Source organism: Pseudomonas sp. GL-B-12 (assembly GCF_019955895.1).
Taxonomy (GTDB): domain Bacteria; phylum Pseudomonadota; class Gammaproteobacteria; order Pseudomonadales; family Pseudomonadaceae; genus Aquipseudomonas.
Map to the genome: position 1 here is coordinate 1 of NZ_JAHBCX010000008.1, position 14,992 is coordinate 14,992.

General features: G+C 56.2%; 13 protein-coding genes. 10 read left to right on the top strand and 3 right to left on the bottom strand.

The features are described 5' to 3' along the window. Positions 1–663: 663 nt before the first annotated feature. Together KGA85_RS04585 and ptrR are read right to left on the bottom strand one after the other, a co-directional pair. On the bottom strand, positions 664–2,868 hold the full coding sequence (locus tag KGA85_RS04585; protein ID WP_223459410.1) for an OsmC domain/YcaO domain-containing protein: 2,205 nt from the start codon (positions 2,866–2,868) through the stop codon (positions 664–666). 77 nt (positions 2,869–2,945) lie between these two features. Further along, on the bottom strand, positions 2,946–3,824 hold the full coding sequence (ptrR, locus tag KGA85_RS04590; RefSeq protein ID WP_223459412.1) for a putrescine utilization regulator PtrR: 879 nt from the start codon (positions 3,822–3,824) through the stop codon (positions 2,946–2,948). Positions 3,825–3,924: 100 nt separating this feature from the next. Here ptrR and KGA85_RS04595 point away from each other — a divergent pair, with 100 nt between their 5' ends. From KGA85_RS04595 to KGA85_RS04635, 9 genes are all read left to right on the top strand, one after another. Continuing rightward, a complete protein-coding gene (locus KGA85_RS04595; RefSeq protein WP_223459414.1) occupies positions 3,925–5,316 on the top strand; it encodes an aldehyde dehydrogenase family protein in 1,392 nt (463 codons plus the stop codon). 402 nt (positions 5,317–5,718) lie between these two features. Next, a complete protein-coding gene (locus KGA85_RS04600) occupies positions 5,719–6,495 on the top strand; it encodes an ABC transporter substrate-binding protein (protein WP_223459416.1) in 777 nt (258 codons plus the stop codon). Positions 6,496–6,587: 92 nt separating this feature from the next. Continuing rightward, entirely contained in the window at positions 6,588–7,277 is a 690-nt protein-coding gene (locus KGA85_RS04605; protein WP_223533718.1) for an ABC transporter permease, read from the top strand. 14 nt (positions 7,278–7,291) lie between these two features. Then, positions 7,292–7,990, top strand: a complete 699-nt coding sequence (locus KGA85_RS04610; protein WP_223459420.1) for an ABC transporter permease — start codon at positions 7,292–7,294, stop codon at positions 7,988–7,990. An 8-nt stretch (positions 7,991–7,998) separates the two neighbouring features. Next, complete coding sequence (locus KGA85_RS04615; RefSeq protein WP_223459422.1) at positions 7,999–9,111, top strand: succinylglutamate desuccinylase/aspartoacylase family protein; 1,113 nt, start codon at positions 7,999–8,001, stop codon at positions 9,109–9,111. An 18-nt stretch (positions 9,112–9,129) separates the two neighbouring features. Further along, positions 9,130–9,894: an ABC transporter ATP-binding protein gene (locus KGA85_RS04620; protein ID WP_223459424.1), complete on the top strand. Its 765-nt coding sequence runs from the start codon at positions 9,130–9,132 to the stop codon at positions 9,892–9,894. Positions 9,895–10,013: 119 nt separating this feature from the next. Next, positions 10,014–10,922 (top strand): MurR/RpiR family transcriptional regulator, encoded by a 909-nt coding sequence (locus KGA85_RS04625; RefSeq protein WP_223459427.1) that lies wholly within the window; start codon positions 10,014–10,016, stop codon positions 10,920–10,922. Positions 10,923–11,241: 319 nt separating this feature from the next. Next, positions 11,242–12,366 (top strand): acyltransferase family protein, encoded by a 1,125-nt coding sequence (locus KGA85_RS04630; RefSeq protein ID WP_223535167.1) that lies wholly within the window; start codon positions 11,242–11,244, stop codon positions 12,364–12,366. 463 nt (positions 12,367–12,829) lie between these two features. After that, positions 12,830–13,267 carry a transcriptional regulator gene (locus KGA85_RS04635; RefSeq protein ID WP_223542946.1) on the top strand — a complete coding sequence of 146 codons (438 nt, stop codon included), beginning with the start codon at positions 12,830–12,832 and terminating at the stop codon, positions 13,265–13,267. Here the strand turns inward: KGA85_RS04635 and KGA85_RS31250 are convergent. Beyond that, positions 13,234–13,590: a hypothetical protein gene (locus tag KGA85_RS31250; RefSeq protein ID WP_317850319.1), complete on the bottom strand. Its 357-nt coding sequence runs from the start codon at positions 13,588–13,590 to the stop codon at positions 13,234–13,236. The genes KGA85_RS04635 and KGA85_RS31250 overlap by 34 nt on opposite strands. A 713-nt stretch (positions 13,591–14,303) precedes the next feature. On the opposite strand from KGA85_RS31250, the gene KGA85_RS04645 reads away from it, so the two are divergent. Further along, positions 14,304–14,978, top strand: coding sequence for an alginate O-acetyltransferase AlgF (locus KGA85_RS04645; RefSeq protein WP_223459433.1), 675 nt, complete (start codon positions 14,304–14,306; stop codon positions 14,976–14,978). The last annotated feature ends 14 nt before the right edge of the window (positions 14,979–14,992 follow it).

A 14,992-nucleotide genomic window follows, 5' to 3' on the forward strand; every position in this document is an offset into this window, starting at 1 on the left:
GCTCAGCAATCGTTGGTTACATCTTTGATTTCTCGCGGAGTAACTTGTGATGCTGATAATCTGTTGACTAGCAGTCTGACTCCACAAGCACCCACACGAATTGCTTGATTCAGTTGTTAAAGAGCGGTTGGTTAAGATCTTTCGTCTCAACCGAGGCGCGCATTCTACAGCAGCCTCATTTGCTGTCAAGTGGTATTTTTCAGAAGCTTTCAAAGTTTCCTTTGTAACTTCAACCACTTGCGCCTCAGATCTCTCGTCAGCGGGAGGCGAATTCTACAGCGTTACACGCCGCTGTCAACACCTCTTTTTCAACTCCCTTTCGGCTTCGATGACCTGAAGCAACCTGCTGCCGAAAACTGCGTAACTCATTGTTTACCAAGGAGTTTTCCGTTTCGACTGCGCCGGAAGTGGGGCGAATTATAGGCTTCCAGAATCTGCCGTCAAGCGTTGATTTAGGTTTTCTATCAATAAGCTGCAGAATGCAGCAAAACACGCCCCAAAGGACGCCTATATAGAAGAGCCAAAACGCCCTTCTATATAGAAGAGCTTCCTCACAGGCAGCCACAGCCATGTCATAGCCAAAAAGTGGGACCACAGCGTACAGACGATTAGCCGGCCGCCAAAAAACAAAAAAGCACCCGAGGTGCTTTTTTGTTATCACTATCAGCTGGACAAAGCCGCCACCCTCGCCCGCACCATGTGCAGCTTTTTGTAGCTGTCGATCAGGCGAAGGTGTCTGTCGAGCCCTTCCAGTTTCATGCTCGTCGGCGTCAGACCGTAGAAACGTACACTGCCATCCACGGACCCTATCGCCGCGTCCATCCGCTCGTTACCGAACATCCGGCGGAAGTTGACCTCGTAGTCGCTCAGTTCCAGATCATCGTCCAGCTGCATTTCCAGCACGACGTTCACGGCTTGATAAAACAAGCCGCGCTCGACGGTGTTGTCGTTGTATTGCAAGAAGGCTTCCACCAGATCCTTGGCCTGGTCAAACTTCTGCAAGGCGAGATAAATCAGCAACCTCAACTCCAGGATCGTCAACTTGCCCCAAGGCGTATTGTCGTCGAACTCGATGCCGATCAAGGTGGTGATGTCGGTGTAATCATCCAGCTCGCTGTTTTCCAAACCCTGGGCCAGCGTTCTCAGGCCGACTTTGCTCAGGCTGTGCAGATTGAGGATGTCAGCGCGGAACTGCAGCGCTTTGTTGGTGTTATCCCAGATCAAATCTTCTACCGGATAAATTTCCGAGTAATCCGGCACCAGAATGCGGCAGGCCTTGGCGCCGATGTGCTCATAGACCGCCATGTACACTTCTTTGCCCATGTCTTCGAGAATGCCGAACAAGGTGGCGGCCTCTTCGGTATTGGAGTTTTCGCCTTGACCGGAGAAATCCCACTCAACGAATTCGAAATCCGGCTTGGCACTGAAGAAGCGCCACGAGACCACACCACTGGAGTCGATAAAGTGCTCGACGAAGTTGTTCGGCTCAGTCACCGCCTGACCTTCGAAGGTTGGCTGAGGCAGATCGTTCAGGCCTTCGAAACTGCGGCCTTGCAGCAGTTCCGTCAGGCTGCGCTCCAGCGCCACTTCCAGGCTTGGGTGCGCGCCGAACGAGGCAAACACGCCACCGGTACGCGGGTTCATCAAGGTGACGCACATCACCGGGAACTCCCCGCCCAGCGATGCATCCTTGACCAGCACCGGGAAGCCCTGCTCTTCCAGGGCCTGGATACCGGCCAGAATGCCCGGGTATTTCGCCAGTACTTCCTGCGGCACATCCGGCAGGGCCATTTCGCCTTCGAGGATTTCGCGTTTGACCGCGCGCTCGAAGATCTCCGACAGGCACTGCACCTGAGCTTCGGCCAGCGTGTTGCCGGCGCTCATGCCATTGCTCAGGAACAGGTTTTCGATCAGGTTGGACGGGAAGTACACCACCTCATTGTCCGACTGGCGCACAAACGGCAGTGAACAAATGCCGCGCTGGGTGTTGCCGGAGTTGGTGTCGTACAGATGCGAGCCACGCAACTCGCCATCCCGGTCGTAAACCTTCAGGCAGTACTCGTCGAGGATTTCAGTCGGCAGTTCGTCCTTCGGGCCCGGCTTGAACCAGCGCTCGTCCGGGTAATGCACAAACGCCGCGTTGGCGATGTCCTCGCCCCAGAACTGGTCGTTGTAGAAGAAGTTGCAGTTGAGCCGCTCGATAAACTCGCCCAGCGCCGATGCCAGCGCGCCTTCTTTGGTCGCGCCCTTGCCGTTGGTAAAACACATTGGCGAGTGCGCATCCCGGATGTGCAGCGACCACACATTGGGAACGATATTGCGCCACGAAGCGATTTCAATCTTCATGCCCAGGTCGGCCAGGATGCCCGACATGTTGGCGATGGTTTGCTCCAGCGGCAGGTCCTTGCCCACGATGTAGGTGCCCGCTTCGCCAGTCGAGTGCGGCATCAGCAACGCCTGGGCATCGGCGTCGAGGTTTTCGACCTCTTCAATCACAAACTCAGGCCCGGTTTGCACCACCTTCTTTACCGTGCAACGGTCGATGGAGCGCAAGATCCCCTGACGGTCCTTGGCGGAGATGTCCGCCGGCAATTCAACCTGAATCTTGAAAATCTGGTTGTAGCGGTTTTCCGGATCAACAATGTTGTTCTGCGACAGGCGGATATTTTCGGTGGGGATATTGCGAGTTTCGCAATACAACTTCACGAAGTACGCCGCACACAACGCCGACGAAGCCAGGAAGTAATCGAACGGCCCCGGTGCCGAGCCATCGCCCTTGTAGCGAATGGGTTGATCGGCAATCACCGTGAAGTCGTCGAACTTGGCTTCAAGTCGAAGGTTGTCGAGAAAGTTGACCTTGATTTCCATGTGCGATTACCAGAATAACGAGCTAAACAATTTGGCCGCCATTATCCGGTTTTTCGGCACTGACCGTTAACTTTCCACTATTTTTCGATCAACACCACACCGCGTTCCTCAAGCAAGCGCACAAACATCGTCAGGCTCTGCGACACCGTCCCCCTACGCCACACCAGCCAAGTGCGTAAATAGCGGAACGACTCCGACAACGGCCAGACGCTGACCGTCGTGCACCCAGGCATGCTTTCGAGCATGCTGCGAGGCATCAGCGCCAGGCCGGCACCGGCGCTGACACAGGCCAGCATGCCGTGATAGGACTCCATTTCGAAAATCTTACCGGGCACCGCCGCACCATTGGCGAACCAGCTTTCGAAATGATGGCGATAGGAGCAGTTGGAGCGGAAGGCATAGATGTTTTCGCCATTCACATCCTTCGCCCGATGAATCGGCTCATGGTTGAGCGGTGCGATCAGGACCATTTCTTCCTCGAATGCAGGCACGCCCTCCAGTGCCGGATGCAGCACCGGACCATCGACGAAAGCAGCGGCCAGCCGCCCCGACAGCACCCCGTCGATCATGGTCCCGGAGGGGCCGGTGGACAGGTCCAGTTCGACCTTGGCGTGCTTCTGGTTATAGGCGGCCAATAGCTCTGGAATACGTACCGCTGCAGTACTTTCCAGCGAACCCAGGGCGAAGGCTCCCTGGGGTTCTTCACCCGCCACGGTGGCGCGCGCTTCCTGAACCAGGTCGAGAATACGTCGAGCGTAATCCAGAAAGCTCCAGCCGGCCGGCGACAGGCGCAGGCGACTCTTCTCGCGGATAAACAGGTCCACACCCAGGTCCAGCTCAAGCTGCTTGATTCTGGTGGTGAGATTCGATGGCACCCGATGGATATGTTGGGCAGCCACGCTGATGCTGCCGTGCTCGGCGACAGCCTTGAAGATTTCGAGCTGAACCAGATCCAAGTCATTCTCCAAACGTGAACGTTATGCTCAGTATTATTCAGTTTCCAGAAAACATATAGCCCCATAACCTGAGCACATTCCTACCTCGCAGGACGGTGCCATGACCAACGTATCCAGCCTTACCCATGCCATTTCGATCAACCCGACCACGGGCGAGCAGATCGGCCATTACCCTTTCGAATCCGATTCGGCATTACAGGTCGCGCTGACGCGGGCCGCTACCGGGTTTCGCGCCTGGCGCAGCAAGCCGGTTGAACAGCGCGCGCAGCTTTTGATCAACCTCGGCCAGGCCTTGCGCAACAATGCAGAGGCCATGGCGAACATGATCACCCAGGAAATGGGTAAGCCGATTGCCCAGGCCCGCGGTGAAATTGAAAAATGTGCGCAGCTCTGCCAGTGGTACGCCGAACACGGCCCCGCCATGCTGAGCCCGGAACCGACCCTGGTGGAAGGCGGCAAGGCACACATCGAATATCGCCCCCTGGGCCCGATTCTCGCCGTGATGCCGTGGAACTTCCCCATCTGGCAAGTCCTGCGCGGCGCGGTCCCCACGTTGCTCGCCGGTAATACCTACGTGCTCAAGCACGCGCCCAACGTCATGGGCAGCGCCTACTTGCTGCTGGACGCTTTCAGGCAAGCGGATTTTCCCGGAGGTGTTTTCGAGGTCATCAACGTCACCCCGGAAGGTGTATCCAAGGCTATCGCCGATCCACGCATCGCGGCCGTCACCCTCACCGGTAGCGTGCGTGCGGGCATGGCCATCGGTGCTCAGGCCGGAGCCGCATTGAAGAAATGTGTATTGGAACTGGGTGGCTCCGACCCATTTATCGTGCTCGACGACGCGGACCTCGATGAGGCGGTGAAAGCCGCCGTGATCGGGCGCTATCAAAACACCGGACAAGTCTGCGCCGCCGCCAAACGCCTGATTGTCGAGCAAGGCATTGTCGAGGAATTTACCCGCAAATTCGTCGAAGCCACCCAACAACTGGTTGTCGGTGATCCACTGGCTACCACCACCTATATCGGCCCGATGGCTCGCTTCGATCTGCGCGACGAACTGGACCAACAGGTGCGCGACACACTGGAAGAAGGCGCGACGTTGCTGCTGGGTGGAAAGAAGGCTGAAGGCCCCGGCAATTACTATGAGCCCACCGTACTCGGCGACGTGACCGATCAGATGACATCATTCAAACAGGAGTTGTTCGGGCCTGTGGCTTCAATCATCACGGCCCGAGACGCAGCCCATGCGCTGGCGCTGGCCAATGACAGTGAATTCGGTCTCACCGCCACCCTCTACACGCGCAATGCCGAACTCGCCCGGCAGATGGCAGGCGAACTTGAAACCGGCGGCGTGTTCATCAACGGCTATAGCGCCAGCGATCCGCGTGTCAGTTTTGGTGGCGTGAAGAAGAGTGGCTTTGGCCGGGAACTCTCGCATTTCGGCGTGCGCGAATTCTGTAATGCACAAACGGTTTGGCTGGATCGGCGCTAAGGACAGTGCAGTACTGCGAACTGGCTCAGTTTCCTACTGCTTCCCCGGAGCTCAGCCTGGCTGGCATTTTCTTATAGTTGCACTGAACGACAGGTATGCCGGGCTGGACCAGAATCCAGTGTGAGCTTATCCCGACAGCGCAAAAACCTTGATACCGGAATGAAAAAACGGGCGCCTTATCGGCGCCCGTTTTTTGTTCAAAGGTTCGGTGGCATAGGTGGGGTTACTGTCCACCAGTACCCTGCATGCCGCCTCATTTTGATATGTTTTTTTTCACGATGATTGATTTATGATTTTTATTATGTCATTTATACCCTCGTGAATCATCGGGACAGTCCACATTGCCAGACCGGACGGCAGCCCTCCCTACCACCCAAACGTCCCATCCAAGGAGTCAACAATATGTACAAGACAGAACTTCTAGGTGCTCTGGCACTGTGCGTCGCAAGCTTGCTGGCACACGCCGACGACGACAGCCTGCGTATCGGTATCGAAGCCGCCTACCCACCCTTCTCCTTCAAGACGCCAGAGGGCAACGTCAGTGGCTTCGATTACGACATTGGCAACGCTCTGTGCGAAGAGATGAAGGTCAAATGCGAGTGGGTCATCCAGGAATTCGACGGCATGATCCCGTCGTTGAAAGTGCGCAAGATCGATGCTGTTCTGTCGTCGATGTCGATCACTGAAGACCGTATGAAGTCGGTCGATTTCAGCAAAAAGTACTACCACACGCCGGGCAAGTTCGCGATGAAGTCCGGCAACGTGATCAACGACCCGCTGGTCGATCTCAAAGGCAAGAAACTCGGCGTGCAACGCTCCTCGACCTATGACCGTTTCGCCACCGAGCAGCTTGAGAAAGCCGGTGTCGAGGTCGTGCGCTACTCCTCGCAAAATGAAGCCTTCCTCGATCTGGCGTCGGGTCGTCTGGACGCCACGCTTGCAGACATCGTCAACACCGATGAGAGCTTTATCAAAACACCATTAGGTAAAGGTTTCGTGCTGGCAGGACCAGACATCAACGATCCGAAATACTTCGGCAGAGGCGCCGGGATCGCGGTGCGAAAAGGCGACAGTGCGAACGCTGCACGCCTGAGTGCAGCGATTGACGCGATCCGCGCCAATGGCAAGTACCAGCAAGTGATGGGCAAGTACTTCGCCTTCGATATCTACGGCGAATAAGCCTTACTCCGAAACCCTGGCGCCGGCCCCTTGCGGGCGCCGCTTTTGGCTTGTCTCGCGCGCCTCCCGGCGCTCGCTTGAGGAATTTCATCATGCTCCACGGCTACGGATCGAGCATTCTCGATGGCGCCTGGCTGACCATTAATCTGGCCCTGACCTCCATGACCATGGCCATTTCCCTGGGACTGATCGGCGCGGCCTTTCGTTTGTCGCCGTTTAAATGGCTGGCGGTCCTGGGCGAAGGTTATACAACCCTGATTCGCGGTATTCCTGACCTGGTGTTGATCCTGCTGATCTTCTACGGCGGCCAGGATCTGATGAACCGCATTGCCCTCGCACTCGGTTACACCCAGTACATCGACATCAATCCCTTCATCGCAGGCGTCTGCACCATGGGTTTCATTTTCGGTGCCTATCTCTCGGAGACCTTTCGTGGCGCCTTCATGGCGATCCCTAAAGGTCAGGGCGAGGCTGGCGCGGCCTATGGCATGAATGGCGCCCAGGTGTTCTGGCGAATTCTGGTGCCGCAGATGATTCGTTTCGCCATTCCCGGGTTCACCAACAACTGGTTGGTGCTGACCAAATCCACCGCGCTGATCTCGGTGATCGGTTTGCAGGACATGATGTTCAAAGCCAAAAACGCAGCGGACGCCACCCATGAGCCGTTCACGTTTTTCCTCGCGGTTGCCGCGCTCTACTTGATGCTGACCAGCGTGTCATTGCTGGTGCTGCGCTATCTGGAAAAACACTACTCGGTCGGCATCAAAGCCGCCGAACTGTGACAAGGAGCACACCCATGATTCTCGACTACAACCTGATCTGGGAAAACCTGCCGCTGTATTTCAACGGCGCATGGGTGACCCTGAAGGTGCTGCTGATTTCCTTGGCCGCCGGCCTGGTGCTTGCGGTTCCCATAGCGCTGATGCGCGTATCCCGATCACCGCTGATCAACTTCCCGGCCTGGCTCTACACCTACGTGATTCGCGGCACCCCGATGCTGGTGCAATTGTTTCTGATCTACTACGGGTTGGCGCAGTTCGAAGCGGTACGCCAAAGCGCGTTCTGGCCATATCTGTCCAGCGCCACCTTTTGTGCCTGCCTGGCTTTCGCAATCAATACCAGCGCCTATAGTGCGGAACTCCTGGCCGGCAGTTTGAAGGCCACGGCCCACGGCGAGATCGAAGCCGCCAAAGCCATGGGCATGTCGCGCCTGACCTTGTACCGCCGCATCCTCCTGCCGTCGGCCTTGCGCCGGGCGCTGCCGCAGTACAGCAACGAAGTGCTGATGATGCTGCAGACCACCAGCCTGGCGTCCATCGTCACGCTGGTGGATATCACCGGAGCCGCGCGAACCGTCAGTTCGCGTTTCTATCTGCCGTTCGAGGCGTTCATCACTGCCGGCCTCATCTACCTGGCCCTGACCTTCATCCTGGTTCGTCTGTTCAAGCTGGCCGAGCGCCGCTGGCTGGCCTATCTGGCACCGCGCAAGCACTAAGGAGCTTTATGAAGCACATTCAATACCTTTTGCCGTGGAGTGCATCGGGCACAGAACGAAAGTTGTCGCTGTTTCGTTTTGGTAGCGGGACGCGCAAGGCCTACATCCAGGCATCCCTGCATGCCGATGAGCTGCCGGGGATGCGCGTCGCTGTCGAACTCAAGCGCCGTCTGCAAGAACTGGAAGAGCAAGGTCGCCTGAGCGGAGTGATCGAGCTGGTGCCGATGGCCAATCCGATTGGTATCGCCCAGATGTTCCAGGCCACCCATCAGGGGCGCTTTGAATTCTCCAGCGGGAAGAACTTCAATCGCGACTTCCCGGAGCTCGCCGAGGTCGTGGCGCAGCAACTGGAAGGTCAACTGGGCGACGATGCCAACGCCAACATCGCACTGATCCGCCGCGCCATGATCGATGCCCTCACAAACATGCCGACACCGACATCGGAACTCGATGGCTTGCGGCGTCTGTTGATGCAGCATGCCTGTGATGCCGATGTAGTACTGGACCTGCACTGCGACTTCGAGTCGATCATGCTGCTGTATGCCATGCCGCAAAACTGGCCACGCTTGCGCTCATTGGCCGCCCGCCTCGGCGCCGGCGTGGCCCTGCTGGCCGAGGCCGCGGGAGGCAACGCCTTCGATGAAGCCTGCGCAATCCCCTGGCTGCACCTGGCCGAGCGCTTTGCGCAAGCCAGTATTCCGCTGGCGTGCGTGGCCACCACGATTGAATTGCGCGGCATGGCCGACACCGAGCGCGAGCAATGCGTCGACAGTGCACAAGCCATTCTCGGCTATCTCGCCGAGCAAGGCCTGATCAACGGAGACTGGCCTGCCGCGCCACCGAGCCGTTGTGAAGCGACACCGTTCGCCGGCGCGCAGTATGCCTATGCGCCGCACCCGGGGGTGGTCAGTTATCTGCAACCGTTGGGTGCCCACGTCAAGGTCGGCGATCCACTCTTCGAAGTGATTGATCCGCTGACCGATCAGCACAGCGTGGTGCACGCCAGCACTGACGGCATCCTTTATGCCCGTGAACGTCTGCGCTTTGCCCAGCCCGGTTTGTGGCTCGCCAAAGTGGCCGGCAGTACCGCCATTCGCCAAGGCCGCTTGCTCAGCGACTGACTCCAGAGAGTTGAAACCATGTACAAACTTGAAATTCAGGATCTTCACAAAAGCTACGGCGCCCACGAAGTGCTCAAGGGCGTGTCCCTGGAAGCGAAAGCCGGTGACGTCATCAGTATTATCGGCTCCAGTGGTTCTGGCAAAAGCACCTTCCTGCGTTGCATCAACCTGCTGGAGCAGCCCAACGCTGGCAACATCGTACTCAATGGCGAACAGCTCAAACTGGTGACCAATAAACTCGGCGGGCTCAAGGCTGCCGAACCCAGGCAGCTGCAGCGCATGCGTTCGCGGCTATCGATGGTGTTTCAGCACTTCAACCTCTGGTCGCACATGAGCGCCCTTGAAAACGTCATGGAAGCTCCGGTGCATGTGCTGGGCATTAACAAGAAAGAAGCCCGGGAAAAAGCCGAGCACTACCTGAACAAAGTCGGCGTGGCGCACCGCATGGACGCCTGGCCGGCGCATATGTCCGGTGGTGAGCAGCAGCGCGTGGCGATTGCCCGTGCACTGGCCATGGAACCTGAAGTGATGCTGTTCGATGAACCGACTTCGGCACTCGACCCCGAACTGGTCGGCGAAGTACTTAAAGTCATGCAGGATCTCGCACTCGAAGGTCGCACCATGGTGGTCGTGACCCACGAAATGGGCTTTGCCCGCGAGGTTTCCAATCAACTGGTGTTTCTGCACAAGGGGCTGGTCGAAGAGCGCGGCAATCCGCGTGAAGTGCTGGTCAACCCGCGGTCCGAACGCCTCCAGCAGTTTCTGGCCGGGAGTTTGAAGTAAGAGCGCCGCCCACTGCTCGGCGCTGCCCTGACAAGGTTGGCTTCGGATACACTCCAGCCAACCTTGTCAGGGCATCAGGCACAGCCCTTCTCTCACCTTCAGGAAATGTTGAGCCGGATATGCCAACCCCATCGAAAGACACCACTGTCTATGCCGCGCCGGTCATGCGCAAACTGACGGAAATCGTTTCCGAACTACCGCCGTCACTGCGCAAGGTGGCGGACTTTATCCTGCGTCACCCGCTCAAAGCCGCGACGCTGACCATCGAGGAGATGGCTCACGAAACATTGACCTCACCCGCCGCCGTCAACCGCCTGGCCAAAGCGCTGAACCTCGGTGGTTACAGCGGCATGAAGGCCGAGCTGGTCGCAACGTTGCAGCAAATGGTGTCGCCGGTCGACAAGCTGCGCAACGAACTTGCCCATCGCCCGGGCGGCGCGTTTGGCCTGCATGAGCAAATCCAGAGCGCCAGCAGCAACCTCGCCACGGCGGCGACCAACAACCATGAAGATGCCTTTGAAGCGTTCGTCACCCGCCTGACCGAAGCGCGTAAAATCTACATCCTCGGCTTTGGCAACAGCGTCTACTTCGCCGGTCTGGCCGCCTCGACCCTGATGCCCTTCTGTGCGGACGCCACCGCCATCAGCATGGAAGGCGGCAACGAAAACGCCGCTTACCGTCTGGCCGCAATCACCGATCAGGATGTATTGCTGGCGATCTCCCTGCCGCGCTATTCCCTCGACACCCTGCAACTCGCACGTTTTGCCAATGAGCGCGGCGCCTCGGTGCTGGCAATCACCGACTCACCCGCATCGCCTCTCACCAGCATTGCCGAACACGTGCTATTTGCCCCCGCCGACCATCCAGTATTGACCAGCTCCAACATCGCCGTGCTCGCATTGATCGAAGGATTGGTGGCGGGTGTGATGGCTCGCAATAAAGAAGCCGTCAAGCTGGCGACAGAGCTGACCGAGAGTGTGATGTCTTACCTGCATATTCCTTCCAGCAGTAAATCGACGAAAAAGTAATATTTCTTGGGGGGAGTCGCCCCCCGTAACACTGCGTACATCCTTGATGTCATGGTGCACGCACGACTACGCGCCTGGCGACACCATGCTGAAATCGGGAACAGGCGGGTTTAGAGCGGGCGTAAAAAGCCGAATCAGTCGCCGGCCACGGGGGAAGATTTGCAGCAATTACTGCGGTGTGATGCTCAAGTCCGCATCGCTTCGAATGTGGATCGTCCTGAAGAAAAACGACTGGCCACCGACTTATCGACAGCGCATGGCTTAGCTTATAGAATCGCGCGCCGAAAAAAATAAAACCTTCTTGATTCGCAGGTAGCGCATGACACCCTCCGTTAGCGAAACAAAGAATCTGGACATCGAGGTGTTGCGAGCCTATGCCATCGCTATTACTTTCGTTGCCCATCTCGGTCTTTTAAATCCGGATTGGTTTAAATGGACTACCTATTTCTGGCTGGGTGGAGGGGTAGATTTATTCTTCTGCATTTCCGGATTCCTTATAACGACATCATTGATAAAAGCATTGAACCAGCAAGATCAGTTCCTGCGTTTTGCCGGATCTTTTTGGACAAGGCGGTTGTTTCGATTGTGGCCCGCAGCGATCTTCTGGTCGACCATAACGCTGGCAATTTCATTTACCTTTGACGTCTCCAGGACATTTGGCTCACAAGAGAACATGGTAAATTCCTGGACATTCGGCATGTTGAATATCCAAAATATATACATCTGGTACACTAAAAACTCAAACAGCGTAACTCCACTATGGCACTACTGGAGCTTGTCGCTAGAAGAACAGTTCTATGTAATTCTCCCCATCATTCTGTTCTTCGTCCCTAATCGCAAATTATTGATCATCCCTTTTCTTGCAGTGGCAATTTACCATTCCACGCAGATACGTCCGTGGGGTACATTGCTTTGGTTTATTCGAAGTGACGCATTGCTTTACGGCACCCTAATCGCGTTGGCCTGGCATTACTACCCACAGCGGATATCAAGTATTTTCTCTGCCAACAAGAAAAAAACATTACAACTTGCATTATTGATCTGCATCCCCCTACCCATCATCACAGCAAAAATCGGCTGGACCCCCTACTACATGGGACTTGTCGCGATCACTTCAAGCCTGGTTGTGCTTCTGTGTTCGGGAAATCTAAACCTTACGGGCTCACATGGCCGCCTCCGAAAGATCGCCATTTACATCGGATCGCGCTCTTACTCCATTTATCTTGTTCACAACCCCATATTTGCAATTGTAAGAGAAATATGCCTTCAGTCAGGGTATACGGATCTCACACTTGAAACCGATAAAATATTTGCCGTCCTCATCGCGCTAGTACTAACTGGAGTGACTGCAGAGTTTTCCTACCAATTTGTGGAAACTCCACTTAGAAATTACGGGTCGCAGCTTTCGAAAGCAAAATTCAAGCGGGTGATGTTGGCCAACTAATGCTACTGGAGTAGCCGTCCTGATCAGCGAGACTGATTCAACGCGACGCGGTATTTTTTCAAAGATCTCGAGTCGCTGACTGCCAAGGATGCCAGCCGAACACTCAAAATAAAAAGGGGTCGGGGCGGAGTGCCCCCCCCTGGCTCCCCATCTTCTTTTTCATACTTCTTGAAAGCTTCGAGAGTTTCGAGAGTTTCACTCTGGACTTTTCCAAGCAGGAAAGCGGCGACGTGGCAGTGCTACGGCCTGAACTGGTGACGGTCAGCCACTTGTTTGTACGCCAGTCGGCAGAGTTGGCGGCAGCAGTGACTCACCGAATGCTGAAGACCTTGCTCGGCAATCACTGGCATCCTTCAGTGGTCCTCGACCCCTTTAAGTCCGCCCTTGCGGTTTTTTTTCGCGCACTACTTACAGTGGGCGCACTTCTTGGTGCTACGCTTTTCTTGTGCATGGAGAAAGCGCGATGCCAAACGATCTTACCCCCGCCCCGCTCAATCCTTCCGACGAAGACTTTATTGCCCTCGAACATACTATCGATGAGGTTGCTGCCTGGATCGACCAGCGCGGTTCTACGCGTGTATCTGATCGCATCAATATGCCAAAGTTACAAACCTGGGTGTTCAACAAACCCCAACGCCTGCTTTCTAACAATCTAACGATTATCAATTTAACTCGCATGGAATGCGCAGTGCTTGACTTATTAACAAGCAGCGAGGAGCGCGTTATCAGCAACGAGGAAATCCTTATGAAGTTAAATAAAGACCCTTATAATTACAAAGGATTGGCCATGTGCCTCAGTAGACTGCAAGCGAAATTCAAGAAGATCACTAAAGGCGACAACCTCCTCCGTTCAGTAAGAAGTCGTGGTTACTGCCTTATCCAAATAATAAACTCTGAATGAGCTTTAAGTCTCTGATTCATGGCTGAGACCTCTTTCACGAAGCAATGGCTCGCGATCAAGGCGATCAGTCCTTGATCGCCGCCGGTGATAGCGCCAATTCCTTGGGCCCGCGCCAGTCCCTCGCAAGTTACTCCGCTTGGGCTGCAAAACAGCAGGAGCTGACGGAGCAAGCCATCTGATAGCGCAGGAAGCGATAGAAGGAAGCAGCCAAAAAACGCCGCGCCGGGCATCGAAAAATTCACGCTTGAAGTTGCCAGCATGTTCAAACCGGACCTCAGCGGGTGATGAAAGAACATGGCATCAACAACCAGCAGGACATTCACCAACGGCTGCTGATCAACCTGATCAATTCAGACTACGATACAGCGGCATGGATGCAAGGGAATGTCACGACACCTTATGAGACAAGCAAAAAGTTGTCGCGAGCATTTAAGGACAAGAGCCTGGCGGAGTTAAAGCGCGATCCCGGAGACCTACCGAGCGATACTCGGTGATTGTTTTGTCCACAGGAGGTTTATGGCATCTGTTTCAAGTCTCAGGTTGTTACCGACCCTGAGCCAGAACAGTACGTCGTTAGGCGTTAACAAACTGAAAAAAATCCAGTGCCCCGACCCATCGGCCTTTTCCTCTACGTCTGCAACGTACAGCGCGACCTCGCTTTCGCTAAGTTCCAAGGCATCGGAGATTTCTCGCTGTGTCGGCTTTCTTACGCTGCTCATGGTGAAATCCATTTCTTGAACAAAGTGCTGAAAGCATAGCTGAACACCAAAACCTGGAGCCTCCGCCTGTCGCATCCAGTCACGGAGGGCGGCGCATGCAATGGAGGCGTCAGGGCATCGCTTTGGGTGGATGCCCAGGTGAAACACACCTGGCCAGGCAAGCGGTCATGACTTTACCCAGCGCAGCGCCATGTGTCCCGAACACGACCCCGAACAAAATTAATATTGAGCCTGCAGGTGAACGACGGGGGAGGAGTCGCTATGCCCGATTTTCAAATGGAACCCGCCGACACCGTCAGCAGTACAGGAGCCGGCAAATGACCCGATCCGCATGTGGCTGGGCGCTGTTCGCGCCCTTGATGCTGAGCCTGCACGCCCAAGCCGCCGACATTGCCCTGTACCCGACGGGCCCGGATCAGGACTCTGCCTTCCTGCGTGTTATCAACGCTGCCGACCGACCCTTGCAGCTGCTGGCCGAAGGCTCTCGGACAAGCCTCAAACTGGAAGGACCGAATGCCGTGTCCGACTACCTGCCCGTGCCCGCCAACCAGCCGATCAAGGGCACCCTGGAACTCAACGGCAAAAGCCAGCCGCTGGACATCCAGGTGGCAGCCGGCGAATTCGCCAGCGTGATCGCTTTGCCAGACAGCGCTCAAGGTATCCGCCAGGTCGTCATCCGTGAGCAACCCGACGACTTCAATAGCCTGAGTGCCTCGCTGGCGTTTATCAGCGCCGATCCAGCGTGCACCCAGGCCGGTTTGCGCGCTGCGGGGAAGAACGCCGACCTGTTCAAGGAGGTGGCCGACGGCAGCGTACAACGCCGAGCGATCAACCCGGTCAGCCTGTCGGTGCAATTGGTCTGCGCCCAAACCAACGTCGGTGCGCCGCTTGACCTGGGCCGGCTCAAGGCCGGCGAACGCTACAGCGTTGTGCTGCTACCTGGCGCAAACGGCCCATACCTGCTGCTCGCGACTGACGTCCTGGCTCACTGATCGGATCGCGCCAC

What these genes read in the sequence shown, in the direction of transcription:
- KGA85_RS04645 (WP_223459433.1), top strand. Translation starts at nt 14,304, where the DNA reads ATGACCCGATCCGCATGTGGCTGGGCGCTGTTCGCGCCCTTGATGCTG.
- KGA85_RS04595 (WP_223459414.1), top strand. Translation starts at nt 3,925, where the DNA reads ATGACCAACGTATCCAGCCTTACCCATGCCATTTCGATCAACCCGACC.
- KGA85_RS04620 (WP_223459424.1), top strand. Translation starts at nt 9,130, where the DNA reads ATGTACAAACTTGAAATTCAGGATCTTCACAAAAGCTACGGCGCCCAC.
- KGA85_RS04635 (WP_223542946.1), top strand. Translation starts at nt 12,830, where the DNA reads ATGCCAAACGATCTTACCCCCGCCCCGCTCAATCCTTCCGACGAAGAC.
- KGA85_RS04630 (WP_223535167.1), top strand. Translation starts at nt 11,242, where the DNA reads ATGACACCCTCCGTTAGCGAAACAAAGAATCTGGACATCGAGGTGTTG.
- KGA85_RS04600 (WP_223459416.1), top strand. Translation starts at nt 5,719, where the DNA reads ATGTACAAGACAGAACTTCTAGGTGCTCTGGCACTGTGCGTCGCAAGC.
- KGA85_RS04610 (WP_223459420.1), top strand. Translation starts at nt 7,292, where the DNA reads ATGATTCTCGACTACAACCTGATCTGGGAAAACCTGCCGCTGTATTTC.
- KGA85_RS04605 (WP_223533718.1), top strand. Translation starts at nt 6,588, where the DNA reads ATGCTCCACGGCTACGGATCGAGCATTCTCGATGGCGCCTGGCTGACC.
- KGA85_RS04615 (WP_223459422.1), top strand. Translation starts at nt 7,999, where the DNA reads ATGAAGCACATTCAATACCTTTTGCCGTGGAGTGCATCGGGCACAGAA.
- KGA85_RS04625 (WP_223459427.1), top strand. Translation starts at nt 10,014, where the DNA reads ATGCCAACCCCATCGAAAGACACCACTGTCTATGCCGCGCCGGTCATG.
- KGA85_RS04585 (WP_223459410.1), bottom strand. Translation starts at nt 2,868, where the DNA reads ATGGAAATCAAGGTCAACTTTCTCGACAACCTTCGACTTGAAGCCAAG.